Origin of the sequence: Neisseria subflava (assembly GCF_024205705.1) — a bacterium.
GTDB lineage: Bacteria > Pseudomonadota > Gammaproteobacteria > Burkholderiales > Neisseriaceae > Neisseria > Neisseria subflava_D.
Genome location: NZ_CP073115.1, coordinates 917,163 through 940,773 on the forward strand (window position 1 = coordinate 917,163; position 23,611 = coordinate 940,773).

Below are 23,611 nucleotides of genomic sequence, written 5' to 3' on the forward strand. Positions count from 1 at the left end.
AAAATAAATAAAAAGGAAAAAATATTATGACGACAACCGAACCTCAAAAATACGCCCGTAGCCTGCACGCGCCCATCAGCCTCGGTACCACCTCTGACGACCGCTTTATGCCGCGCGGCTTTCTTTCATATTTTGCCTCACTGCCGAAATTGGTTTTAACCGAAAAATTAGATGGGCAAAACAACTGCTTTGCTGCGCACGGCCTCTATGCTCGTAGTCATGCTGCACCTACCCAGCATCCGTGGGATAAACCTTTGCTGCAACGATGGCAGCAAATCAAAGATGATTTAGGCGATCTCGAACTTTTTGGCGAGAATATGTATGGCATTCATTCGATTGCCTATTCGCAACTGGAAAGCTATTTTTACCTGTTTGCAGTCCGCCGTGGCGGACATTGGCTTTCATGGGAAGAGGTTAAATTTTATGCGCAGCTGTTTGATTTTCCGACTGTGCCAGAAATACCCATTGTCCAGCCTCTTGCAGATTTCACTCAAAAATACGCCAATGAAGATATTGCTTTAGCGCAATGGCTTGCCGCTAATTTGGGAGAGCCGTGGACAGACAGCGTACAAACTGCCGGCAAGCTTGGCGGCTACGATCCGAAAACAGGAGCGGCATGCAGTGAAGGTTTCGTTATCCGTAATGCAACTGATTTTGCCACCAACAACGGCAACCTGCCTGTTCAATCCAATGAATTCGACAATCTTTTCAAATTGGTACGAGCCAAACACGTTAAAACCGACGTTCATTGGACAAAAACCTGGAAGCCTGCCCGTCTTATTGATTACGACAAATACCATTGGCAAAGCTGGCAGTTTCAGACGGCCTGAAGTCCAATGATCCAATAATAAGAAAGACGATTATGTGGACATTCCCATATTACATACCCGGTCACCTTCCTGATTGGCAAGCATTAGAACGTCGTTTCAGCTGGTTTGCCGATATGAAGGACGTTCCCCAGGACCCTGAGTGGCATGCCGAAGGCGATGTATTTACGCATACCAAAATGGTGTGCGAAGCCCTTTTGAAACTGCCCGAGTTTCAAGCGCTTGATGAACAGGAGCAGCATATTTTGTTTGCTGCCGCCATGCTGCATGATGTGGAAAAACGCAGTACGACCAAGTGTGAAATAGAAAACGGCAAAGAGCGTATCGTTTCGCCGCATCACGCAAAAAAAGGCGAGCATACCGCCCGTACTTTACTGTATACCGAACTTGCCGCTCCGTTTGCTGTAAGAGAAGCAATCGCCAAACTCGTGCGCTTGCACGGATTGCCCTTATGGGCGATTAACAAGCCTAATCCTGAGCGAGCCGTCATAGCGGCCAGTTTGCAGGTCAATACTGCACATCTTGCCATGCTTGCTAAAGCTGATGTACTGGGTCGTATATGTTGCGATCAACAGGATATTTTGCTGCGCATTGATTTGTTTCGTGAACTCTGTGAAGAAAATGCTTGTTGGGGCAAGGCACGTACTTTTGCCAGTGACTACGGACGCTATCTCTATCTTAACGGCCGTAGCGAAATGCCGGATTATCAGCCATTTGATGATCAGACCTTTGACGTGTATGCCATGTGTGCCATAGCAGGTAGCGGTAAAGACAGTTACATCAGGCAATATCTTGCTCATTTACCTATGCTGTCGCTGGATGAGATTCGCCGTGAACGCAAACTTAATCCCGCAGATTCCAAACATACCGCCGAAGCAGTGCGTTTGGGTAAAGAGCAGGCAAAAGAATACCTGCGAGCCCGTACGTCATTTGTCTTCAATGCGACCAATCTTAACCGCGACCTGCGCAGCAAATGGCTGCCGATGTTTGCCGATTACGGCGCACGCGTGCATCTCATTTATTTAGAAGTGCCTTACACGCAATTACTATCGCAAAACCGTAACCGCGAACATTCTGTGCCGAATGATGTGTTGCACCGCATGATAGAAAAGCTGGAAATCCCTGATTACAGTGAAGCGCATACAGTGGATTTTGTGGTCTCTTCTTAAGAAGGTAAGAATCTTGTAATTAGGCCGTCTGAAACAATCCAATGTTTAAGACGGCCTTTTTATGGAATCAGAAATTGCTAGAGCTAAGACTGAGACCTTTATTCGCAGCTCAAGTTTTTTGTTTTTTCGGCGAATGTATCCATGGCAATTTGGCACATGCGTTCACGTTGGCCTACGTCGGCGGCGGGCAGGATTTGGCGCAGGTATTTTGTGTTGTCGCGTTGGAATGATGCTTTATCGCCTGCTTTTTGGTAACACGCATCCGCTCGGGTAAAGTATTGCTGGCAGATTTTCGGCAATTCTTCAAAGGACAAGGGTTTGCTTTTGTGCATGCCGTGTGCGGAGACGGATAGGGAGGAAAGGGCACACAGCGCGATGATTAAGGTTTGGGAAATGGTTTTCATGGTAAGCCTATTTATTGAAGTGGTGTTTAAATCAATTGTTCGCCCCAATGCAGCTTTTGGCGCAGGGTTTTGAAGTATTGGTAATCGGTGGGATGGAGGACGCGCAAGGGTTGTGATAGCGGCGGATGATGATGCGGTCGAAGTTTTGCACGTCGATATGGGATTGTCCGTCAAAATGTGCGCGTGCGTCGCCGCTTTTGGTGATGAGGATTTCGATCACGCTGGTGTCGGAGATGGCAATCGGGCGGTTGGTCATGGATTGCGGGCAGATGGGCACGAGTGTGAAGGCGTGCAGGCCGGCCTGCATGATGGGACCGCCGGCGGCAAGCGCGTAGGCGGTTGAACCTGTCGGTGTGGAAATAATCAGGCCGTCCGAACGTTGGGTATAGACAAATTCTTGATTGATAAAGACTTCAAATTCAATCATTTGGCCTGCACCGCCACGAGACAGTACGGTGTCGTTGAGGGCGAGGGCGCGTTCGATGGTTTCGCCGTCACGAATGATGCTGGCTTCAATGAGGATGCGCTCTTCAGGCAGATATTTGCCTTCCAGTACGGGGCGGATGCCCTCAACCATGGTGTCGCGTGAGATTTGGGTAAGAAAGCCCAAGTGGCCTTGATTGATGCCGATGATGGGGACGGCGCGCGGGGCGACTTCGCGGGCGGCGGAGAGGAAGGTGCCGTCGCCGCCGAGTACAACGACAAGATCGCAGTATTTGCCCAGCTGGGCTTTGTTTACGGTTTCGCAGTAGGCGGAATCTTGGATATAGACACAGTGTTCTTCTACGCTCAATTCATCCAGATAGATGGTGAAGCCGTTTTCGCGCAGAAAAGAAACCAATGTGTGGACGGTATCTTGAATTTCGGGCGTATTGGGACGCGTAACGATACCGATGTTTTTAAATGGGCTTTTCATGATAGTGGCCGTCTGAAATTAAGTATTTAATCTATCCAGATATCGCGCTCGAGGCGGTCGAGGCGTTCGTTTAGGCGGGCAACGTCGTCACGCAATTTGTCCACTTCTTCCAGCCATGCGGCAAGCGTGGCTTGGTCGATAACAGGGGATTCGGGTTCGCGTGAAAAGTCGCTGATTTGCTCGGCAATGCTTTTGCCGATTTTTTTCATGGTGCGGCCGATGTCGCCGGCGCGCGAGCTGATGCTTTCTGCGGCCACATGACCGAATACACGCGCCAAATCTTCGCTCGGATAATAGCGCAGTCCACCCAAAATAGGAAGGACGGACATGCCCAATACCAAGTCGCCTTCGAGGCTGATGTCGCCCACGCCAGGCTGGCCGCCTTGGAGGATTTTTTGGATGGCGCTGTTGTGGAACGTGATGTTGGTGTCGGCGGTTTCGTGTGCGGTTTCAAGAAAACCTTGTTCGCTGATGCGTCCGGTCAGTCTGAAACCGGTCAGGCTGATGCAGATGATGCTGCCTGCAAATTCAGACAGCTCGCGCTGTTGCTCTGGATTTTGCTGTATCAGGTGGTTGATAAGGGGAAATAGGGCGGACATGGTTTACTCTAAATGCCGTCTGAAACGGATTAATGGGTTGAGTCGCAATTTTACAGGCTTAGCCCGTCTGCGCAAACGGTATTTACAATTTTGCCGTTGCTTTTGTCATCAACGATGAAATCAGGAGCCGGTAGGCCGAGTTTGGCTGCTTCGGCAGTATAAAATTCAGCCCGGCTTGGGTGGCGGGGTTCGACAATATTGCGGATACGCTTGCCGTCAGCTTGGCCGGCCGTCTGAAAAAGGACTTGGACGGCAAGATCCTTATGAAGAATATTAACGGGTTGATTGCCGCCTTGAATGCGTGTTTTTTGAACCAGCTTGGTAACGGGATGACGGTCGGCAGAATAAAGCCCGCCCAGTCGCAGTATGTCGATATGGGGGACGGCGCTTTCAAGCAAGGCTTGTTCAACTGCGAGGATTTGACGGGCAGATTCGGTTTGCGGATCGGGCGGCGTGGTTTCATCGCATATGCGTGCTTGGTCGCCATACATGCTGGTGCTGCTGGTAAAGATGATGTGTTGTACCTTAGATTGCTCGGCAAGTTGAATCCATTTTTTCAGGGTATCGGCGTAATGGTTTAATGACGAAGGCGGAAGCAGGCAAAACCATGTCGGCTTGTTGATATGGTTTTGCCACAATGCCGAACTGTGAAAAATATCGTCTTGATTCAAATCGATGATGTCGAGTTCAATCGGCAGATTGATGTCGTCGGAAGTCAGGGTGCGTTTGATGGCGGCTACCTGACTGCCTTGTTCATAACATTTTTGCGCCAGCGGCAGGCCGAGATAGCCTAAGCCGAGAATGGAAATATCGGGAAGGTGCATAAATAAAGCATCCGAAAATTAACAGGCCGTCTGAAAATAGCTTTAACTTGGTTAAAGCCACGTTTTCAGACGGCCTTTGTATGGAAAAATTAATGGTTGCTGCCGATTTTTTGGTCAAATTCAGCACGGTGTTCCGGCAGGAGGTAAGGGCGTAACAGGCTGAGTGTGCGGCTGATGCCCCGTACTTTTGAATCTTCGGTCAACTTGGCGCGGCCGCGCAGGGAGCTGTCGAAGTCGAACCAGTATTTCGTCACCATCCACATATTGACGGCAAGGTCGTTCATGGCGGTTTGGTCTGCGCTGATGATGTTCAGGCCGTTGAGCTGGGTCAGCAGGTTGACCAACAGCGGGGAAACTTTGGCTTGGGTAAAGGTATTGTGTTCGCCCAATAATTCGGCACTGCGGGCAAGCAGGGTGTTCACATCGCTGAAAAGGAAACGGTATTCCCACATCACATCATAAATACCGGCCATGTAGTTGATGGAGTCTTCAACATTAGACGGCAACACGGCTTCGTTAAGGTAGACAAGCAGGGCTTCGCTGTAACGTTTGAACAATTGGACGATGATTTCGTCTTTGTTGCGGAAATGGTAGTAGAGGTTGCCCGGGCTGATGCCCAAGTGGGCGGCAATATGGTTGGTGCTAATATTGCGCTCGCCTTCTTCGTTGAACAAGGCGAGGCTGGCATTGATGATTCGTGTGTAAGTGTTGACTTTAGCAATGCGCGGCATGGGATACACTCCTTTGTTTTATAGGCTGTATGAAGTCGGCAGCCAGTTGGGTTCTGCGTGTAATTCTACCTGAAATTGAGTAAATACTGTATTACAAACATATTGTGCCAGCTGGTGGACATCTTGAGCGGACGCATTGTTTTTATTCACCAAAACCAAAGCCTGTCTGTCATGCACGGCCGCACCGCCGATCTGATGGCCTTTTAGACGGCATTGGTCAATCAGCCAGCCGGCCGCGAGTTTGACCAAACCGTCAGGCTGCGGATAGCGTGGCATATTGGGGTATTGTTGCAACAAATCGGCCGCTTTTTCAGCGCTGACAACAGGGTTTTTAAAGAAACTTCCGACATTACCAAGTACGTTAGGATTAGGCAGTTTACTGTTGCGAATTGCACACACTGCATCGGAAACATCTTTGGCTGTTGCTTCTCGGCCTTGGCTCAGTTCGGCAACCGCTGCCGCCAAATCGCCATAGCCCAAGTTCGGCACAAAATGCTCTTTTAACGCGAATACAACCGAAACAATCACATAACGGCCTTTGCCTCCCTGTTTGAACAGGCTTTCACGATAGGCAAAGTCACAGTCGGCATTGGAAAGCTCGACAAAGGTTTCCGTATCCAAATCAAAGCAGCGTACGCTATGGATAACATCTTTGACTTCAACGCCGTATGCACCGATATTTTGTACCGGAGACGCGCCGACCGTGCCCGGAATCAGGCTCAGGTTTTCCAGCCCGCTTAAACCCAGTTCAACCGTATGCAAAACAAAATCATGCCAAATTTCCCCGGCTTGCGCTTCGATATAAACCAGGCTGTCTGAACGCTCAATTTCGCGTATTCCCTTGTTTTCCATATGCACAACCAGACCGGCATAGTCTTCCATCAAAAGGATATTGCTGCCGCCGCCGAGCCATAAAACAGTATCTCGGTTGAACTCGGGCAGCCGGACGATGTCGCGCAACTCGTCGGCATGTTTGAGTGCAACAAATGCTTTGGCTTGGGCTTTCAGGCCGAAAGTGTTGTAAGGGGTAAGGTCGGTTTGGTATTGGATGGGTTGCATGATGATTTGTGATTTTGTGGATTCAGGTCATCTGAAAACTTACTATTTAACAATTACGATAGGTAATGGGGTTTTGGGGCGCTTTATAATTTTCTTGGGAAGAATAGGTCAGCTTATTCACGATTTCTTCATAAATGTCGGAGCCTTCTGGTAACGGCTTGCCTTCAAACATCCAACGGCCTTGAATAATATCGTCGGCAGAAATCCATCTTTCGATTTCATACACTGCCAATGTCCAGCCGCGATAGACTGCAACTGCATATTTTGCTTTTTCACGTCGGCTTCCGATTTTCCAATATTTCCGTGTGCGTTCGTAAATTTCCTTATCCCTATTGGCTTCAGGAATATTCCCAGATCTAATGTCTTTTTTCAGTTTCTCGTATTCGTTATTAATCGTAATTAAAACAATGGGTTTATCAGTTTTCAATTCTTGTGCATCATATTTTCGTTTTAATTCGGACAAGCTCATCAATCCTACTTCAGAAGAATGCGTGCCGCCTTGAATATTAGTTAGCGGCTGCTGGCTCGGTTTGACTAAGGAGAGTAGGTCTATTGCCATCGCTTCATATTCAAAAGCCTGTTTGTCTGTTTGGATGTTGTGCCGCAGAATGTAATACACGGGTTGGTTTCCACTTTGATGTATTTCCCTAATCAAGGCAATTTTATCACTTGGCGTTTCTGTTTCTTGTAATGAACCTAGGGCATGATGGAAAACGCGATTGCCCACACCTTTACCTATATAGAAAATATTGCCGTCTCTAGGGTCAATCAAGCAATAAACATAGTAAGCAAGTTTTTCTATAATAGAGGTTGAAAACATTTTTTTCCTTAAAAGTGAATAAGCCGTAAATGAAATATCAATGGAGGTCGTCTGAAAGAAATTTCAGACGGCCTTATGCGATCTGACCATCTCCCTGCTGCACAATTCCAAGCACCACACCAAGGCGATGGCGGCAATCGTCAGTGAAGCGGTCAGCGCGGTCCAGAAGCCGTAAATGCCCATATCAGCATGATAGGCAAGCAGGTAGCCGGGCAACAGGCCGCAACCCCAAAAAGCCACGGCATGGATGAACATCGGCATTTTGGTCACTTTATAGCCGCGCAGCGCATATGAAGCGATACATTGGGTGGCGTCTGCCAGTTGGAATAGGGAGGCGAAAAATAAAACGGTTGCGGCAATGCCTAATACGGCCGCATCGTTGGTGTACATACCGGCCAACTGAAAGCGAAAGATGACCAAGAGCAGCGCGGTACAGGTGGCAAGTACCCAGCCCAACACCAGCGAAACGCCTGAAATATAACGCGCCCGCAAAAATTCGCGTCGCCCGAGCGAAAAGCCTACGCGTACCGTGCTTGCAGAGCCGACGCTTTGTGGAACCATATACAAAATGCCCGACAGACTGATGACGACTTGTTGCGCGGCGACATAATCCTCGCCGAATGGCGCCACCAAAAAGACGATAAATGAAAACGCGCTGGCTTCTAGAAAATAAGACAAGCCGATAGGTGCGCCGATTTTCCAAATCTGTTTGAAAGCCGCCAAATCGGGTTTGCCGATTTTTGCCGTCAAGCCAAACGGACGGAAGAATTTTTCTTTGGCAATATAAAGCCACAAAGCCAATGCGCTGAACCAAAATACCGCCGCCGTTGCCACGCCGCAACCTGCGCCGCCCAAAGCAGGCATACCGAATTTGCCGTAAACGAACACATAGTTCAGCGGCACATTCAACACAAATGCCGCAAAGCTGACCAACATAATCACGCGCGGACGGTTCAAGCTTGAGGCATAGGCGTGCAGGGCGCGGTGTATCATGGCGGCCGGCATTGCCAAGCTGGTAAAGAACATATATTGCGCCATCGTGTTTTCGACATAATCGTTCAATGTCAGCCAATGACGGAACGGCGTAATCATCGTCCACATCAACAGCATGCCGAATACGCCCAAACACAAGCCAAACCAAATGCCCTGCATTCCTGTTTTGCCGACTTCTTCGGTTTTACCTGCGCCGTACAACTGGGCAATCATCGGGTTCAACGCCGCCATCACGCCCATAAAGGTAATGTAAATCGTGGAAAACGCGCTGCTGCCCAAAGCTACCGCGGCCAAATCTTCCTTACCTGCGCCACCGGCCATTACCGTGTCGACAAAACCAATACCCACTTGCGCCACTTGCGCCAACAGCATAGGCAGGGCGAGGGCGGTAAGCAGGCGGGTTTCTTTTAAGAAAACAGGAAAGGCAAAGCGGTTGAGGTTCAGTAGCATAAGTGTGTGTGGATTGAGGATAAAGGCCGTCTGAAACAGAAACGTAAAATTATAAAGGGTAATGCTGATCAGCAGGCAATATGTTGTTTAATCGCTAAATTTTTCAGACGGCCTTAAATGTCGGATGTCTTTTTACTGCTTCCAACCAGCTGTCCGGCGTTTGAAACTGCATCAGGCCGTCTGAAAGCGACACCGCGGCTTGGGTAGTCGAAGCGCGGGTCAGTTTTTCATTGGTTTCTGCATCGTAAATGGTGTAATCGATACGCAGGCAGCTTTCGATTTCTACTATGTCCATATCAACGCGGATTTTTTGGCCGAAACGGGCAGGGCGGATGTATTTGAGGTTCATCTGCACAATCGGCCAGCTGTACCCCTGCCGTCCCATCTCGTTGTAGTCGTAACCGATGGAAGACAAAAAAGCACAACGTGCGGTTTCAAGGTATTTGACATAGTTGCCGTGCCACACGATGTGCATGGCATCTACGTCAAAAAAAGGAACTTCGGTTTCAAAGCTGTGTTGGCAGTAGATGTGTTTTTTCATAGTTTAAAAGAGTGAGTGTGATGGTTTCAGACGGCGTCTTCGCCCCAAAAATCATAAAAATTGAACCATTGTAGCGGATTTTGCGCACATTCTTGCGCCAAAATGTCGGCAAAACCCTGCATTGCGTCTTTGACGGCAGCCTCACGGTTGCCGCGTTTCCAGCTGGAAGTATCGGTAAAGCGGCGCAGTTTCAAATGATAGCGGCCGTTTTGTTTGACACAAAACAGCGTGTTTACCTGCGTTTTCAAAAGCGAAGCCAATAGCCATGCGCCTTGCGGCATAGAGGCGGTGTGGCCTAAGAAATTAATATCGGCGGTTTTCTCGCCGCGTACAGGCACACGGTCGGCCGCGATGGCAATCCATTCGCCGTCTTCGATACGGTGGTTCAATTCCATCATCAGGGTAGTGTCCAAATCTGTTACCTGAATCAGACGGATATGATCTGCGCCGGCTTTTTGCAATGCCTCGTTAAATGCCTGCGCGTGTTTGCTGTGCACCAATACATTGAGTCTGAAATTTTTATGGTGCGACACCAGCGCACGGCAAACTTCGGTATTGCCCAAGTGCGAACAGGCAAAAATCTGGCCGCGTTCGTTGCGCTTGACTTGCGAATAGATATCGTCCGGATCTTCAATCACCAAATCTTCATAACGGATTTTGCGTTGCCACACGGCAAAACGGTCGCAAACCGCTTCGCCAAATGCGATGAATTGTTTGAATACGCTGTGTTTCGGCAGGACGGTATGGGGAAAGGCCGTCTGAAGACGGGTTTGATAGCGTAAGACATGACGGCGCGGTTTGGGCGCGGTTGCATAAAAATACAGCACCACAAACCAAATGCACGGCCTCATGAAAAAAGCCGGTAGATAGCGCACCATCAGTGTGGTCAGAGCGAGAAACAGGCGGCTGCCGCGTTCGGGCTGCGCCGCCCAATGGGTTTGTTTATTGTCGGTCATGGTTTCAGACGGCCTTTCCGAAAACTTTACCCAATCGGTGTTTCAACATGCCGAAAAACAGCCGTGTGTGCATTTTGCTGATGCGGACATTGTCGGCAAAGGCATCGAAATGGGACACGCCGTCGGCGGCGTATTGGACGGGCGTTTTAATCCAAACCGGTTTGACGTCGCGCCAGTAGAGGCGGATAAGGATTTCCGTATCGAAGTCCATGCGGTCGCCTACGATTTCTTCGCGGACGACGGATAGCGCGGGTGCAAGCGGATAGAGGCGGAAGCCGCACATGCCGTCTTTGATGTCGCATGACCAAGTGTGCAGCATATTCCAAAAGTCGGTAATTTTGCGTCCGTAAAGCCGTGCTTTGGGCGCATCATCGCCGTATTGCGGCCAGCCGCAAACAACGGCTTCGGGATTTTGTTCTGCTGCGGCGAGGAGTTTGGGAGTGTCGCTCAAGCAATGCTGGCCGTCTGCATCAACCTGCAAAACGTGAGTATAGCCATGTTCTTCAGCGTATTCCAAACCGGTTTTGACCGCTGCGCCTTTGCCGCCGTTGATGGGGCGGTAAAGGACATCAATGCCGTCTGAAACCAAAGCCTGCAATACAGGTTCGCATTCTTCGCGTGAACCGTCGTCCACAATTAAAACGTTTAAACCAAAGCCACGCATGGTTTGGGCAACGTGGCTGATGGTGGTCGGGTGGTTGTAATGTGGAATAAGGGCCAGGGTTTTCATAAATATTTTTTAGACGACGTTAACACAATGCAGAGTATAGCAAATAAACATGCCATAGCGTTTGAAAAGGCCGTCTGAAACGGCGAGGACAAAATCGTTTGATTTCGTTTTTCACTGTTTCAGACGGCCTTTGCTATGCCATTAATTCAGCATTGTACATGACCGACATCGAGGCATAAATCATGGAATTCGTTGAGCGTGCTGCGGTGGCCGATGCTGATGATGATGCTGTCGGGCAGTTTTTGCTTTAAGGCGCGGTAGAGCATGGCTTCGGTCGGTTCGTCCAAGGCGGCGGTGGCTTCGTCGAGCAGGATGACTTTGGGCTGCGAGAGCAGGGCGCGGACGAAGGCGACGCGTTGCAGTTCGCCTGGGGAGAGTTTGTGCTGCCAGTCGTCGGGTTTATCCAATTTATCAACGAGATAACCTAATCGGCAGGTGTTCATAGCTTCGATTAGTTCCGGATGTTGTTTGTCGATGTTAGGGTAACAAATCGCATCGCGTAGGCTGCCTTGTGCCGTGTACGGGCGTTGCGGCAGGAATAGGATGTCTTGAAGCGGCGGATGGCTGACTTTACCGCTGCTGCCGAAAGGCCAAAGCCCTGCCAGTGCGCGCAGCAACGAAGTTTTGCCGCAACCGCTTGGGCCGCGTATCAGTAGAGAATTGCCGCTTTTGAGGTTGATATTGATACCGTCTAATAAAACTTCGCCGTTGTGACGGTATAGGGCAACGTTTTCCAAGATCAGGCCGTCTGAAACTTCGGTAAGGTCGGGTTGCCGCGCGGTGTGTTTTTCTTCCGTGCTCAGCAAAAAGCCGTACAGACGCTCCAGTCGGGCGCGGTAGGCAGTGAATTTGTTGTAGAACATCCGAAAGAAAGACAGCGCGTTTTGCAGTCGTGCGAAGGCTTGGACAGTCTGCTGGATGTCGCCGATTTTGATTTGTCCGGCAAACAGGCGCGGGGCTTGTAAAATAATGGGGAAGAGTTTGATGCCGTTGGTGAACATATCGTTAAAGCCGCTCAGGCAGACGCTTTGCCGCGCAATGCGCCAACGGTTGCGGATAATGGCTTTAAAACGGTCGGAAAGCTGGTCGTGTTCGTGTTTTTCACCGCTGTAAAACGCCACGCTTTCGGCGTGGTCGCGCACGCGGATGAGGGAGTAACGGTAGTCGCCGTTGAGCTTTTCGTTTTCATAGTTGTAATGAATCAACGGGTTGCCTATCCACATGGCGATAAAGGTCGCCAAAATCACAAACATATAGACAAACCAAACGATGCCGTGCGGAATGTCGAAGCCGAACACGGTCAGGATACCCGCCAAGCCCCACAAAACAACGGCAAATTCCAGCGAGGTAACGACCGAATTGACCATGCCGCGCACAAATTCTATGGTTGAGGTGATGAAATCCTGCGCGTCCTGTTGGATACGCTGGTCGATGTTGTCCGGCGCATGGCGGCGCATTTGCAGGCGGTAGTAGTTTTTGTCGGCAAGCCAGCGTGAAGTCAAAACTTCATTAAGCCGCTCCGACCATTTAATTGCCAAACCCTGATCGAGAAAGTCGTTAACGACGTTGTTAAACGCCCGTATCAACACCACACCCGCGTTCATCGCTGCAAACATCCAAAACGCGGAGGCGTTCAAATCCTGCATCGAGTCGTAAAGCCCTTTGGACATAAAGGTGCTCAACACATTCAGCCGCACTTCGGTTAACAGCAGCGTAATCATCGCCGTAATCAGCAGCAATACTTTAACTGCACTTTTCGGTGTCAAGCAAAGGCGCAGGATATAGCTAAACTCGCGCTCGAAGCGTGTGTTGCGTGCAAAAAACAGAATGACCGCCGAGGCTGCAGCGACCATCAATAAGGTCTGCAACAGCCAAGACGGCGTGGAATAAAGCTCGGTTTGCCATTTTTGCATGGGGGTGTTCTCTGAAAGGAAGTAAAGGCCGTCTGAAAGGACGGCAAATTTATTTGACTATGGTAACTGTAATAATAGTTTTCTGAACTGTTGTATTTTTGTATTTACAAACAGTTCTTATTTGTTTTTGTGGAAAGCGAAAATCTTATCAAATATAATCGTAAAACTAAATTACTTTGTAATTTTTTTACCCGATATTAAGAATTATTAATATTTCAAATCAGAAGGTATTTTATGAACAGCAAATTAGCCCTGATGCCGCTTGTGGTTGCAAGCGCATTTGCCTACGCCGCCGATGAAGCCACTTCTGCTCCCGAAGCATATGCGGAAGTGCAGGAAGTCAAAGTCCACGCCGACGCCAAACGCGTGAAGGCCGCGCGCTCTTATTCTATTGCCAGCGACGGCGATATGCGCGACCGTGTGAACTTGGGCGTATTGGGTAAAGCCAATGCCTTTACCGCCCCGATTACCGTAGTCAATTACGACGAAAAAGCCCTCAACAACACCGAAGCGCGTACTTTGGTAGATGCCGTAGCGAAAAAAGACGCTTCGACTTGGCAGTTTGGCGGCGAAAGCAACACCTTGACCGGCCTGTATTTCCGCGGTTACCAACTTGATGCGCGCCAATTCAGCGTCAACGGTTTGGCAGGCATGTACGGCACGCAAGGCACAGCCAGCGTGCAAGTCGGCTCCGCACAACTGATTAAAGGCGCGTCCACCGCCGTAAACGGCATGGACCCTGAAGGCGCGGTATCCGGTTCCGTCAACATCGAAACCAAAAAAGCCGCGGACGAAGGCAACCGTAAAATCGGTTTGGGCTGGTTCAGCAACAACCGCGCCCAAGGTACGTTCGACTTGGGCCAACGCTTTGGCGAAAACAAAGAATTCGGCGTGCGCGCCAACGGCAAACTGCGCCACGGCGATACCCCGCGCCACGGTTACAGCGAGGACAACAAAGAATTTGCCTTGAATGCCGACTACCGCGGCGAAAAACTGCGCGTAGCGCTCGACTCTATCTACGCCAAACGTAAAACCAACGGCGGCCGTGCGCGTATGCAGGATATTCAAAACGCTGATGGTCGTTTGTTTGATGCGCCTGATGGTAAACTGAATTTGCTACCAAGTTGGAACTGGCAAAATACCGTCGGCCAAACCAATATGCTGACCTTTGAATGGGATGCGTTTGAAAATGCACAAATTACCGGCGGCATCGGTTACAACAAAGCGCGCTATTACGGCACGCTGATTTCTCCGACTATATGCGGTAAAAATGGTGCAAGCAGCCAGACTGCAACCTGCTCAAGTGCCGACCAATACCACACCGGCATGGCGCGTCTGACCGACCAATATTTCCGTACTTTGAGTATGAATTTATCCGCGCGCGGCGAATTTGAAACCGGCCCGGTAACGCATAACTGGAGTACTGCTTTTGACCGTATCATTCGTCAGCGTGCGACTGTCCGTGGTTTGGCTGCAGGTAAAAGCCGCGTTGAGGTTGATGCAAACGGCAATATTGAAAATCAACTGGCTTCTTTTGTTCCTAATTACGCGACAGGCTGGGAAGGCTCAGCAAACTTGGATGCCAATATCAAAGTCAACAGCTTGGCCTTGTCCGACACACTGGGCTTTGCCGACAACAAATACCGTCTGACTTTGGGCGGTCGTTTCCAAGCGGTTGAATATACCGATAAAAAAGAAGGTAAAAGCGGGGATTCCAAACGCTTCAGTCCGATGCTGATGGCTGCATGGGTACCACAACCTGACTTGGTCGTTTACGGCAACTATATGGAAGACTTGGAGCCTGCGGATATCAAAACCGACGATGACGGCAATACCACCATGTCCAAACCGCGTGTCAGCCGTCAGTTTGAAGTGGGCGTGCGTAAAAACTGGGGCAATTTCGTGACCACGTTGAACGCGTTCCAAATTAAACGTCCGGGCTACTGGCGTGGTTCTACCACCAGCAAAACAGACTTTGCCGCGTATAAAGCCCAAGGAGGCGCAGCCGGAGACGAGCAAGGCATGGAACGCAGCCGCGGTATTGAGTTCAACACCTACGCGAACTTGCTCAACAATACTTTGCGTCCGTCTTTGGGCTTGATGTATCTGCAATCGACCGTGAAAGACTACCCAAATTCACGCGATATGCTGGTTAACGGCGTACAAGTCGCCAATCCGCGCGTGATTGCCAAAGCAGGTGTTGAGTGGGATACCCCGTTTGCCAAAGGCTTGACCTTGAACGGCAACGTTTCGTATTTCGGCAAGTCTTACCAAGACACACAAAAACAATACGCCTTCCCGTCCTACACCTTGGTTGACGTAGGCGCGCGCTACAAAACCAAGCTTGGCAAAAATACTTTGACCGTCAGCAGCTCGGTAGAAAATCTGTTCAACAAAAACTACTGGCAGGTACAGCGCGGCCAATACGACCGTAGCTTCGCCGTCGTCGGTATGCCGCGCACTTATTGGCTGAAAGCGGAATTGGATTTCTAATCTGATTCCGGTTTGACCGTAATAGCAGGCCGTCTGAAAGGAAATGATAAAAAGCAAGAATTTGGCTTTTATCCCTTTTCAGACGGCCTGATTTGATTGCCTTATGTTTTTTGCTTGAAAAATCTTACATGTTTTTTATGGATTTCACGCGAAACAAGGTTAATATTCCATTTTCACAATACATTATTCGAGAAGACATATGAAAAAATCCATCAAACTGACCCTGTGCGCCCTCGCACTCTCACTTTCCGTGCAAGCGCAAGCAGTTACCCATGCCGTGATTGAAACCAATATGGGCAACATCCAACTGGAGCTGGATGAAGTCAAAGCGCCGAAAACCGTGGCAAACTTTGTCAATTATGCCAAAAAAGGTTTTTACGACAACACGATTTTCCACCGCGTTATCGACAATTTTATGATTCAAGGCGGCGGATTTACCGAGAATATGGTACAAAAATCCACCGATAAAGCCATCACCAACGAAGCATACAACGGCTTGAAAAATAATGTCGGCACCATCGCCATGGCACGCACCGGCGATCCGAATTCAGCAACCAGTCAGTTCTTTATCAACACAGCCGACAATGACTTTTTAAATTTCAAAAGCAAAACCCCTCAAGGCTACGGCTATGCCGTTTTCGGTAAAGTCACTTCCGGCATGGACGTCGTCCGCAAAATCAGCAAAGTGAAAACGGCGACACGCGGCTTCCACCAAGACGTTCCAACCGAAGCCGTGATTATCCGCAAAGTCAGCATCAAATAATTTTGATTGTTTGAACCCGAACAACAGGCCGTCTGAAACATTCAGACGGCCTGAATTTATTTATTTGATAATAAGCAGCAATTTGGGCGATAATTCAGCATCTACCATTTAAGGAGTCGATTATGCAAACCCGCCTGCCTTTTTTCGGCGTTGTCCGTGTCAGCGGTGAAGACAGAGCTTCATTTCTTCATGGTCAATTATCCAATGATATTAGTAATTTAGCTTCCGGTCAGGCATGTTACGCCACATACAATACGCCTAAAGGCCGTGTGTTGGCGAATATGTTGGTCGTCAATCGCGGAGAAGATTTACTGTTGGTCATGGCGCAAGATTTGGCCGAAGCCATCGTCAAACGCTTGAGAATGTTTGTCTTGCGTGCAAAAGTCGTCTTCGAGCTGATGCCTGATTTAGCAGTCAGCGGCGAGTTGGCAGACAATGCAGAACCTCATCCTGCTGCCGAACCGCAACTGTCTTTCCCAGCCCAAATTCAAGAAAACACCGTAGAAATTGCCTTGCCGCACACAGGCCGTCTGAAAATTTCAGCAGCCGAAAACGCAGCCGAATATCAAGCAGGAGCAGAAAACGCGTGGAACCTGCACGAAATCCGCAGCGGCTATCCGTGGATTTGCGCCGCAACCAAAGAAGCGGCTGTTGCCCAAATGCTGAACCAACACATCATCGGCGCAGTCCATTTCCGTAAAGGCTGCTACCCCGGCCAAGAAATCATCGCCCGCGCCCAATACCGAGGCCAAGTCAAACGCGGTCTGGCCGTATTAAGCGGCGATTCTTTAGAAGCCGCCGGTATTGCCGTCAAAGTCGGCGAGGAAGAAGCAGGCGTCATCCTCAACACAGCACTGACTGAACAAGGCAGCCTAAGTCTCGCTGTTATCAAGTTTTCCGCGGCAGAAGCAGCATTAACCGATGCAGACGGTAATGCTTTGAAACAGGAAGAACTGTTTTTTACGGTTGAGAAAGATTGATGTTAGATGATTGAACAAAAAGCTTAAATTTAAGCATCAATCAGCTTGAAATGAAAAAAGAAAGGCCGTCTGAAATTCAGACGGCCTTTTGATTACAGCATTAAATCAACAATTAAGCGAGTTTCTCACTTACCCAATTTTCGATGCTTGCCAATGTTTCAGGCAATTTGTCGGCATCTGTGCCGCCTGCTTGCGCCAAGTCAGGACGGCCGCCGCCTTTGCCGCCGACTTGTTCGGCTGCAAATTTAACCAGATCGCCTGCTTTGACTTTGCCAGTCAACGGTTTGGATACACCTGCGCATAGGGAAACTTTGCCGTCGTTGACTGCGGCGAGCAATACGATGGCTTGTTCTGATTTGCCGGTCAAGTCGGTCACGATTTCGCGCAGGGCTGCGGCATCAGCTTCGATTTGGGCGGCAACGAGTTTGGCTGTTCCCAAGTCTTTTGCATCGTCCAAGAGTTTGGCGCCCGCATGGACAGCGAGTTCAGCTTTGGCGCGTGCCAATTCTTTTTCCAATGCTTTGGCGTGTGCTGCGCCTGCTTGGATTTTCGCCAGTACGTCTTTTTCGGTTTGGGCTTTGGTTTCGGCAATAATGTCTTTAACCAAACGCTCTTGTTCTTGCGCCCATTTGAGTGCGTTCAGGCCGGTGATGGCTTCGATACGGCGCACGCCTGCGGCAATACCGCCTTCGCTGATGATTTTGAAGAGGCCGATGTCGCCGGTGCGTGAAACGTGTGTACCGCCGCACAATTCGGTAGAGAAACCGCCCATTTGCAGTACGCGGACTTCGTCGCCGTATTTTTCACCGAAGAGCATCATGGCGCCGGTTTTTTGGGCATCTTCCATGCTCATAATGGCGGCGTTGACGGCAACGTTGGCCAAAATGGCTTCGTTGACGCGGCGTTCTACTTCGGCGATTTCTTCGGCAGTTACCGCTTGAGGATGGGAAATATCGAAACGGGTGGATTCGGCGGTAACCAAAGAGCCTTTTTGTTCAACGTGCTCGCCCAATACATCGCGCAGAGCTTTGTGCATCAAGTGGGTCGCGCTGTGGTTGCGCATATTGGCATTGCGGATTTCGTCATCCACTTTGGCGGTAACGCTGTCGCCGACTTTCAGACGGCCTGAAGTTTGTACGCCGAATTGGCCGAATACGGCCGCTTTGATTTTTTGGGTATCGAGTACTTCAAAGCGGTTTTCGCCTGCGAAGATATAGCCGACGTCGCCGACTTGACCGCCGGATTCTGCATAGAACGGGGTAAAGTCGATAACGATGGCACCTTCATCGCCTTCGTTCAATTCGTTGACTTGCTCGCCGTCTTTGTAGAGGGCGAGGACTTTGGATTCGGTTTGGCGTTCGCTATAACCTTTAAACTCGGTGTCTTGACCTTCGTAAGGAAGTTGGGCGTTGGCTTTGAAGCTTTGTGCGGCGCGTGCGCGTGCGCGTTGGGCTTCCATTTCGCGGTTGAAGCCTGCTTCGTCCAAATCGATACCTAATTCACGCGCCATGTCAGCGGTCAGGTCGTAGGGGAAGCCGTAGGTGTCGTAGAGTTTGAAGATATGTTCGCCACCGATAACGAGTTTGCTGTTGGCAATGTTGTCCATCAAATAGGCATTCAAGGTTTCGGCAAACGGTTTTTCCGCGTCGGGAATATGGGCGGTTTCCAAAGCAGCCTGCAAATCGATATACATGCCTTCGTTCAGGCTACCTGGCACTTGGGGACGGATAACGATTTGCTTTTTGCCCGAAGCGGCACGGGAGGCGGCGGTGAATTCCACACCCTCTGCGGTTTTCAATGCCAGTGGTTTGCCCGCACCATCTTGCGGCAGTAGGCTTTCCAGTTTCAGGAATTTCATGCCGTTTAACACTTGGTTGAACAAACCCATGCCTTTTTCCAACGTTTCACCAAATCGGCTTTCTTCCGCGCGCAGGGCTTCCATAATCTGCGTCTGTTTTTCTTTCAACTCGGGATAGGCGTCTCCCATTGCTTTCACCAAGTCGGGCACGAGTTTGTAGAAAAACGCCTGTTTCTGACCCAGTTTGTAGCCATGACGCACAGCGCGGCGGATAATGCGGCGCAATACGTAGCCGCGGCCTTCGTTGGAAGGCAATACGCCGTCTGCAATCAGGAACGAGCAGGAGCGGATGTGGTCGGCGATGACTTTCAGACTTGGTTCTTCCATGCTGAAAGGCGCGCCGGTTTCGCGGGCAACGGCTTTGAGCAGGTCTTGGAACAAGTCGATTTCGTAGTTGCTGTGGACATGCTGCATGACGGCGGCCATACGCTCCAAGCCCATGCCGGTATCGACGGATGGTTTAGGCAGCGGATTCATATTGCCTTGTTCGTCGCGGTTGAACTGCATGAATACGCAGTTCCAAATTTCGATCCAGCGGTCGCCGTCTTCTTCAGGGCTGCCCGGAATGCCGCCCCAGATTTCTTCGCCGTGGTCGTAGAAAATTTCGGAGCAAGGGCCGCAAGGGCCGGTATCGCCCATTTGCCAGAAGTTGTCGGATGCGTATTTCGCGCCTTTGTTATCACCGATGCGGACGATGCGCTCGGCAGGCATGCCGATTTCGTTCAACCAGATGTTGTAGGCTTCGTCGTCTTCTGCGTAAACGGTTGCCAAGAGTTTGTCTTTAGGGATGTTCAACCATTCCGGGGAAGTCAGGAATTCCCAAGCGAAGTGGATGGCGTCGCGTTTGAAGTAGTCGCCGAAGGAGAAGTTGCCCATCATTTCAAAGAAAGTGTGATGGCGGGCGGTGTAGCCGACGTTTTCCAAGTCGTTGTGTTTGCCGCCTGCGCGTACGCATTTTTGCGCGGTAGTGGCGCGGTTGTAGGGGCGTTTGTCAAAGCCGAGGAATACGTCTTTAAATTGGTTCATACCGGCGTTGGTAAACAGCAGGGTCGGGTCGTCGTGTGGCACGAGCGAGGAAGAGCGGACGATGGTGTGGCCTTTAGATTCGAAAAATTTCAGGAATTTTTGGCGTAGTTCGGTGGTTTTCATAATGTCTCGATAAATTTTTTACAAGGATTTCAGACGGCCTGGACGGCACGTTGCGATTAAAAACGAATGGGCGTTATCTTACCGCAAAACCATATTTCAAGCTATCGGCAGAAAGGTTTTAAGTTGGCTGCAATCCGTCTTTCAGACGGCCTCAAGCGGGACGATATCTTTTAACAATGAAGCCTATCCGCTCGGGCTTGCCTGCTTTATAATGCCTCTCTATTTTCAACCGGATACGCAAGGAATGATAATGACCAAACATCTGCCCCTCATCGTACTGACTGCGCTGGCACTGGCCGGCTGCGGCGGCTCGGACAAAACTTCTGCCGACAAGGCGGCTCAAACCGATAATCAAAAGGTATTGAGCATTTACAACTGGTCGGAATATGTCGATCCCGAGACGGTTGCCGCGTTTGAGAAGAAACACGGTATCACAGTAACTTACGATGTATATGACAGCGATGAAACGCTGGAGAGCAAGGTATTGACCGGCAAGTCGGGTTATGACATCGTGGGTCCTTCCAATGCGTTTGTCGGTAGGCAGATTAAGGCAGGTGCGTATCAGAAAATCGACAAATCCCTGATTCCCAACTATAAAAATCTCAATCCACAACTGATGAAGCTGATGGAAGGCGTTGATCCGAATCACGAATACGCTGTTCCGTTTTATTGGGGGACTAACACTTTCGCCATCAATACCGAGCGTGTGAAAAAGGCTTTGGGTACGGACAAACTGCCGGACAATCAATGGGATTTGGTGTTTAACCCCGAATACACGTCCAAACTCAAGCAATGCGGCATCAGCTATTTGGACAGCGCAGCGGAGATTTATCCTATGGTGTTGAACTATATGGGTAAAAATCCAAACAGCAGCGAAACGGCGGATATTAAGGCGGCTACGGAAGTGTTGAAGAAAAACCGTCCGTACATCAAGCGTTTTACCTCGTCCGGTTTTATCGATGATTTGGCGCGCGGCGATACTTGCGTAACAATTGGTTTTGGCGGCGATTTGAATATTGCCAAACGTCGTGCCGAAGAAGCGGGCGGCAAGGAAAAAATCCGTGTGATGATGCCGAAAGAGGGCGTGGGAATTTGGGTAGACTCGTTTGTGATTCCGAAAGATGCCAAACACGTGGCCAATGCCCATGCATATATCAATGATTTCTTGGATCCTGAAGTTGCGGCGAAAAACGGCAATTTTGTTACTTATGCGCCGTCCAGCAAACCGGCTCAGGAGCTGATGGATGAAGAGTTTAGAAACGACAATACGATTTTCCCAACTGATGAAGATTTGAAAAACAGCTTTATCATGGTGCCTATTCAACCGGCGGCGTTGAAATTTATGGTCCGTCAATGGCAAAGCGTGAAAGCAGGAAAATAAGCTGATTTGAATCATATTAAGGCCGTCTGAATGGTATAACCGAAATTTTTAATTTCGTTTTACGGCTGTTCAGACGGCCTTTGGTTTGTGTCAGACTGGCTTGGGTAAGGTTTAAAAAACAAAAGGCGTGTCTATCAATCACGCCCTTTGTGTTTGTTTCAGACGGCCTTAGAATTTCACGCCTTTATGCAGGGCAACGATGCCTGCGCTCATGTTGTGGTAATCCACGCTGTCGAAGCCTGCATCCAGCATCATTTGCTTCAAGGTTTCTTGGTCGGGGTGCATACGGATGGACTCGGCGAGGTATTGGTAGCTGTCGGCATCTTTGGCAATCAGTTTGCCCATAATCGGCAACAGTTTGAAAGAGTAGAGGTCGTACACGCCTTCCAAAGGTTTGTACACTTTGGAGAATTCCAACACCAGCAGGGTGCCGCCCGGTTTCAATACGCGGTACATTTCTTTCAGCGCGGCATCTTTGTGCGTCATGTTGCGCAGGCCGAATGCGACGGAAACCAGATTGAAATAGTTGTCGGGAAACGGCAATTTCTCAGCATCTGCCAACGATACGGGCAGAATCATGCCTTCGTTGAGCAGGCGGTCGCGGCCGACCGTCAGCATGGAGGAGTTGATGTCTGTCAGCCAAACTTCGCCTTCTTTACCCACGCGTTTCGCCCAGCCTCGGGACAAATCGCCTGTGCCGCCGGCAATGTCCAATACTTTGTCGCCTTTTTTCAGGCGGGCGGTATTGATGGTGAAATGTTTCCAAACGCGGTGCAGACCGCCGGACATTACGTCATTCATAATGTCGTAGTTTTTTGCCACGGAGTGGAAGACTTCGGCAACTTTGCCTGCTTTTTCGTCTTCGTCAACAGTAGAGAAGCCGAAATGGGTTTTGTGGTCGCTCATAGTGTCTGCCTTCTTAAAATAATACGGATTCAGATATCGAATACGTCGAAATCGCCAACCACTTTCGACGCGGGAAATATAGTTTGTGCCTGCTGCTCCAGCATCAGGCGTTGCTCTTCTTCGGTATAACGTGCGCTGATGTGGGTCAGGTAAAGTTGTTTCACATTGGCCTGTAAAGCCAGCTTGGCGGCATCGGATACGGTCGAATGGAACACTCGTTCCGCTGTCTCTTCATCGCCTGCCGCAAAGGTTGCTTCATGCACCAAAACGTCTGCGTTTTGTACGGCGCGTGCTGCACGCGGACAGGCTTTGGTATCGCCGAAGATAGCCGCTACCCGTCCTTTTTTAGGTGGGGAGAGGAATGCTTTGCCGTCAATGATCCTGCCGTCGTCCAATGTCGGATTTGCCTTTTTTCAGACGGCCTTTCCGCCGCAACCGCCGCTACCGCAGGAATGTGTGTGTTTGGGTTTCAAATCTTCTGCACTTGGCGTTCTGGACGCGCCGGCTTTTTCGAGGCGGTCGAGATAGTCTTGCCAAAGCGTGTCTTGATTGTGCGCCAGTCGGTAGAGATAGTCCCAATCGTAAAGGCCGCTGTCGTGGCCGTCTGAAAAAGTAATTTTCAAGGCGTATTGGCCGACGGGGTCTAAATCGGTAATGCTGACTTCGGCTTTGCCTGTTTGTAAAACATCTTGGCCGGCACCGTGTCCGCGCACTTCCGCGCTGGGCGAGTACACGCGCAGGTATTCGGCAGGAAGGCTCTTGGCACCGTCAACATAGACCAAAGTCAGTACGCGCCGCTCTTGCTGGAGGCGGATTTCTTGTGGGATTTTATCGGCTTGGGTCATTTCATGCTCCGTTCTTTTTACGCAAATAGGCAACGCGTACAGAAAAAATACCGCCAAGTACGGCAAACAGCACGATTGCGTAGAGTGAAAGCCGTATCAGGCTTACTTGCGTGCCCGCCGTCAACCCCAAAGGCAGCAACATCACGGCAACGAACAGTAAAAACGCGGCCAACATGGCGGCAATGCTGGCAAAGGCATAGCGGGTATTGGCTGCTGTTTGCGTATGTTTGGTCATGTTGGATAGCTTGCCGTAGGGTGGTGAGGCGGTATTTTATCAGCTTTTTGGTGCTTCATGCCGTCTGAA

At 49.9% G+C, this 23,611-nt stretch carries 22 protein-coding genes and 1 pseudogene; 6 read left to right on the forward strand and 17 right to left on the reverse strand.

The window, feature by feature from the left end; genetic code table 11:
• Nucleotides 1-26 precede the first annotated feature (26 nt).
• Both KCG54_RS04385 and KCG54_RS04390 read left to right on the forward strand, forming a co-directional pair.
• Nucleotides 27-830 (forward strand): RNA ligase family protein, encoded by an 804-nt coding sequence (locus KCG54_RS04385; protein ID WP_254324773.1) that lies wholly within the window; start codon nt 27-29, stop codon nt 828-830.
• 32 nt (nt 831-862) lie between these two features.
• Nucleotides 863-1,996, forward strand: coding sequence for an AAA family ATPase (locus KCG54_RS04390; protein WP_254324774.1), 1,134 nt, complete (start codon nt 863-865; stop codon nt 1,994-1,996).
• Nucleotides 1,997-2,094: 98 nt separating this feature from the next.
• Here the strand turns inward: KCG54_RS04390 and KCG54_RS04395 are convergent, their stop codons facing one another.
• The 12 genes and pseudogenes from KCG54_RS04395 to KCG54_RS04450 form a co-directional block, all read right to left on the reverse strand.
• Entirely contained in the window at nt 2,095-2,400 is a 306-nt protein-coding gene (locus KCG54_RS04395) for a hypothetical protein (RefSeq protein ID WP_049332487.1), read from the reverse strand.
• A 26-nt stretch (nt 2,401-2,426) separates the two neighbouring features.
• Nucleotides 2,427-3,316 (reverse strand): annotated as a pseudogene (locus tag KCG54_RS04400) (NAD(+) kinase).
• 26 nt (nt 3,317-3,342) lie between these two features.
• Nucleotides 3,343-3,915, reverse strand: coding sequence for a ubiquinone biosynthesis accessory factor UbiJ (locus KCG54_RS04405; RefSeq protein ID WP_101755172.1), 573 nt, complete (start codon nt 3,913-3,915; stop codon nt 3,343-3,345).
• Between the two features lie 50 nt (nt 3,916-3,965).
• On the reverse strand, nt 3,966-4,739 hold the full coding sequence (locus KCG54_RS04410; RefSeq protein WP_254324775.1) for an SDR family NAD(P)-dependent oxidoreductase: 774 nt from the start codon (nt 4,737-4,739) through the stop codon (nt 3,966-3,968).
• An 89-nt stretch (nt 4,740-4,828) separates the two neighbouring features.
• Nucleotides 4,829-5,470 carry a TetR/AcrR family transcriptional regulator gene (locus tag KCG54_RS04415; protein ID WP_004519965.1) on the reverse strand — a complete coding sequence of 214 codons (642 nt, stop codon included), beginning with the start codon at nt 5,468-5,470 and terminating at the stop codon, nt 4,829-4,831.
• Between the two features lie 18 nt (nt 5,471-5,488).
• Nucleotides 5,489-6,529 (reverse strand): UDP-N-acetylmuramate dehydrogenase, encoded by a 1,041-nt coding sequence (murB, locus tag KCG54_RS04420; RefSeq protein ID WP_254324776.1) that lies wholly within the window; start codon nt 6,527-6,529, stop codon nt 5,489-5,491.
• A gap of 46 nt (nt 6,530-6,575) precedes the next feature.
• Nucleotides 6,576-7,349 (reverse strand): LEM-3-like GIY-YIG domain-containing protein, encoded by a 774-nt coding sequence (locus tag KCG54_RS04425; RefSeq protein WP_254324777.1) that lies wholly within the window; start codon nt 7,347-7,349, stop codon nt 6,576-6,578.
• A gap of 63 nt (nt 7,350-7,412) precedes the next feature.
• Entirely contained in the window at nt 7,413-8,792 is a 1,380-nt protein-coding gene (locus KCG54_RS04430; protein ID WP_254324778.1) for an MATE family efflux transporter, read from the reverse strand.
• 103 nt (nt 8,793-8,895) lie between these two features.
• Complete coding sequence (locus KCG54_RS04435; protein WP_004519960.1) at nt 8,896-9,333, reverse strand: acyl-CoA thioesterase; 438 nt, start codon at nt 9,331-9,333, stop codon at nt 8,896-8,898.
• Nucleotides 9,334-9,359: 26 nt separating this feature from the next.
• Entirely contained in the window at nt 9,360-10,289 is a 930-nt protein-coding gene (locus KCG54_RS04440; RefSeq protein WP_254324779.1) for a glycosyl transferase family 2, read from the reverse strand.
• A gap of 4 nt (nt 10,290-10,293) precedes the next feature.
• Entirely contained in the window at nt 10,294-11,019 is a 726-nt protein-coding gene (locus KCG54_RS04445) for a glycosyltransferase family 2 protein (RefSeq protein WP_254324780.1), read from the reverse strand.
• A 146-nt stretch (nt 11,020-11,165) separates the two neighbouring features.
• Nucleotides 11,166-12,932 carry an ABC transporter ATP-binding protein/permease gene (locus tag KCG54_RS04450; protein WP_254324781.1) on the reverse strand — a complete coding sequence of 589 codons (1,767 nt, stop codon included), beginning with the start codon at nt 12,930-12,932 and terminating at the stop codon, nt 11,166-11,168.
• 234 nt (nt 12,933-13,166) lie between these two features.
• Between KCG54_RS04450 and KCG54_RS04455 the strand changes: the two genes are divergently transcribed.
• From KCG54_RS04455 to KCG54_RS04465, 3 genes are all read left to right on the forward strand, one after another.
• Nucleotides 13,167-15,425, forward strand: coding sequence for a TonB-dependent receptor (locus tag KCG54_RS04455; protein WP_254324782.1), 2,259 nt, complete (start codon nt 13,167-13,169; stop codon nt 15,423-15,425).
• 199 nt (nt 15,426-15,624) lie between these two features.
• Nucleotides 15,625-16,188: a peptidylprolyl isomerase gene (locus KCG54_RS04460; RefSeq protein WP_101755181.1), complete on the forward strand. Its 564-nt coding sequence runs from the start codon at nt 15,625-15,627 to the stop codon at nt 16,186-16,188.
• A 122-nt stretch (nt 16,189-16,310) separates the two neighbouring features.
• Nucleotides 16,311-17,168 carry a YgfZ/GcvT domain-containing protein gene (locus KCG54_RS04465; protein WP_254324783.1) on the forward strand — a complete coding sequence of 286 codons (858 nt, stop codon included), beginning with the start codon at nt 16,311-16,313 and terminating at the stop codon, nt 17,166-17,168.
• A gap of 112 nt (nt 17,169-17,280) precedes the next feature.
• Here the strand turns inward: KCG54_RS04465 and alaS are convergent, their stop codons facing one another.
• Nucleotides 17,281-20,175 carry an alanine--tRNA ligase gene (alaS, locus tag KCG54_RS04470; protein WP_254324784.1) on the reverse strand — a complete coding sequence of 965 codons (2,895 nt, stop codon included), beginning with the start codon at nt 20,173-20,175 and terminating at the stop codon, nt 17,281-17,283.
• 250 nt (nt 20,176-20,425) lie between these two features.
• Between alaS and KCG54_RS04475 the strand changes: the two genes are divergently transcribed.
• On the forward strand, nt 20,426-21,556 hold the full coding sequence (locus tag KCG54_RS04475; protein WP_254324785.1) for a polyamine ABC transporter substrate-binding protein: 1,131 nt from the start codon (nt 20,426-20,428) through the stop codon (nt 21,554-21,556).
• A gap of 168 nt (nt 21,557-21,724) precedes the next feature.
• On the opposite strand, the gene ubiE is transcribed toward KCG54_RS04475, so the two are convergent.
• The 4 genes from ubiE to KCG54_RS04495 are packed head-to-tail and all read right to left on the reverse strand — an operon-like array spanning nt 21,725 to nt 23,542.
• Complete coding sequence (gene ubiE / locus KCG54_RS04480; RefSeq protein WP_004519946.1) at nt 21,725-22,462, reverse strand: bifunctional demethylmenaquinone methyltransferase/2-methoxy-6-polyprenyl-1,4-benzoquinol methylase UbiE; 738 nt, start codon at nt 22,460-22,462, stop codon at nt 21,725-21,727.
• A 29-nt stretch (nt 22,463-22,491) separates the two neighbouring features.
• On the reverse strand, nt 22,492-22,857 hold the full coding sequence (locus tag KCG54_RS04485) for an MBL fold metallo-hydrolase (protein ID WP_254324786.1): 366 nt from the start codon (nt 22,855-22,857) through the stop codon (nt 22,492-22,494).
• Between the two features lie 18 nt (nt 22,858-22,875).
• Nucleotides 22,876-23,307, reverse strand: coding sequence for a gamma-butyrobetaine hydroxylase-like domain-containing protein (locus KCG54_RS04490; RefSeq protein WP_107867255.1), 432 nt, complete (start codon nt 23,305-23,307; stop codon nt 22,876-22,878).
• 1 nt (nt 23,308) lies between these two features.
• Nucleotides 23,309-23,542, reverse strand: a complete 234-nt coding sequence (locus tag KCG54_RS04495; RefSeq protein ID WP_254324787.1) for a cytochrome b6 — start codon at nt 23,540-23,542, stop codon at nt 23,309-23,311.
• Nucleotides 23,543-23,611: the final 69 nt, after the last annotated feature.

What these genes read in the sequence shown, in the direction of transcription:
- KCG54_RS04435 (WP_004519960.1), bottom strand. Translation starts at nt 9,333, where the DNA reads ATGAAAAAACACATCTACTGCCAACACAGCTTTGAAACCGAAGTTCCT.
- KCG54_RS04450 (WP_254324781.1), bottom strand. Translation starts at nt 12,932, where the DNA reads ATGCAAAAATGGCAAACCGAGCTTTATTCCACGCCGTCTTGGCTGTTG.
- KCG54_RS04490 (WP_107867255.1), bottom strand. Translation starts at nt 23,307, where the DNA reads ATGACCCAAGCCGATAAAATCCCACAAGAAATCCGCCTCCAGCAAGAG.
- ubiE (WP_004519946.1), bottom strand. Translation starts at nt 22,462, where the DNA reads ATGAGCGACCACAAAACCCATTTCGGCTTCTCTACTGTTGACGAAGAC.
- KCG54_RS04415 (WP_004519965.1), bottom strand. Translation starts at nt 5,470, where the DNA reads ATGCCGCGCATTGCTAAAGTCAACACTTACACACGAATCATCAATGCC.
- KCG54_RS04495 (WP_254324787.1), bottom strand. Translation starts at nt 23,542, where the DNA reads ATGACCAAACATACGCAAACAGCAGCCAATACCCGCTATGCCTTTGCC.
- KCG54_RS04440 (WP_254324779.1), bottom strand. Translation starts at nt 10,289, where the DNA reads ATGACCGACAATAAACAAACCCATTGGGCGGCGCAGCCCGAACGCGGC.
- KCG54_RS04465 (WP_254324783.1), top strand. Translation starts at nt 16,311, where the DNA reads ATGCAAACCCGCCTGCCTTTTTTCGGCGTTGTCCGTGTCAGCGGTGAA.
- KCG54_RS04385 (WP_254324773.1), top strand. Translation starts at nt 27, where the DNA reads ATGACGACAACCGAACCTCAAAAATACGCCCGTAGCCTGCACGCGCCC.
- KCG54_RS04460 (WP_101755181.1), top strand. Translation starts at nt 15,625, where the DNA reads ATGAAAAAATCCATCAAACTGACCCTGTGCGCCCTCGCACTCTCACTT.
- KCG54_RS04395 (WP_049332487.1), bottom strand. Translation starts at nt 2,400, where the DNA reads ATGAAAACCATTTCCCAAACCTTAATCATCGCGCTGTGTGCCCTTTCC.
- murB (WP_254324776.1), bottom strand. Translation starts at nt 6,529, where the DNA reads ATGCAACCCATCCAATACCAAACCGACCTTACCCCTTACAACACTTTC.
- KCG54_RS04455 (WP_254324782.1), top strand. Translation starts at nt 13,167, where the DNA reads ATGAACAGCAAATTAGCCCTGATGCCGCTTGTGGTTGCAAGCGCATTT.
- KCG54_RS04445 (WP_254324780.1), bottom strand. Translation starts at nt 11,019, where the DNA reads ATGAAAACCCTGGCCCTTATTCCACATTACAACCACCCGACCACCATC.
- KCG54_RS04475 (WP_254324785.1), top strand. Translation starts at nt 20,426, where the DNA reads ATGACCAAACATCTGCCCCTCATCGTACTGACTGCGCTGGCACTGGCC.
- KCG54_RS04410 (WP_254324775.1), bottom strand. Translation starts at nt 4,739, where the DNA reads ATGCACCTTCCCGATATTTCCATTCTCGGCTTAGGCTATCTCGGCCTG.
- KCG54_RS04390 (WP_254324774.1), top strand. Translation starts at nt 863, where the DNA reads ATGTGGACATTCCCATATTACATACCCGGTCACCTTCCTGATTGGCAA.
- KCG54_RS04430 (WP_254324778.1), bottom strand. Translation starts at nt 8,792, where the DNA reads ATGCTACTGAACCTCAACCGCTTTGCCTTTCCTGTTTTCTTAAAAGAA.
- KCG54_RS04405 (WP_101755172.1), bottom strand. Translation starts at nt 3,915, where the DNA reads ATGTCCGCCCTATTTCCCCTTATCAACCACCTGATACAGCAAAATCCA.
- alaS (WP_254324784.1), bottom strand. Translation starts at nt 20,175, where the DNA reads ATGAAAACCACCGAACTACGCCAAAAATTCCTGAAATTTTTCGAATCT.
- KCG54_RS04425 (WP_254324777.1), bottom strand. Translation starts at nt 7,349, where the DNA reads ATGTTTTCAACCTCTATTATAGAAAAACTTGCTTACTATGTTTATTGC.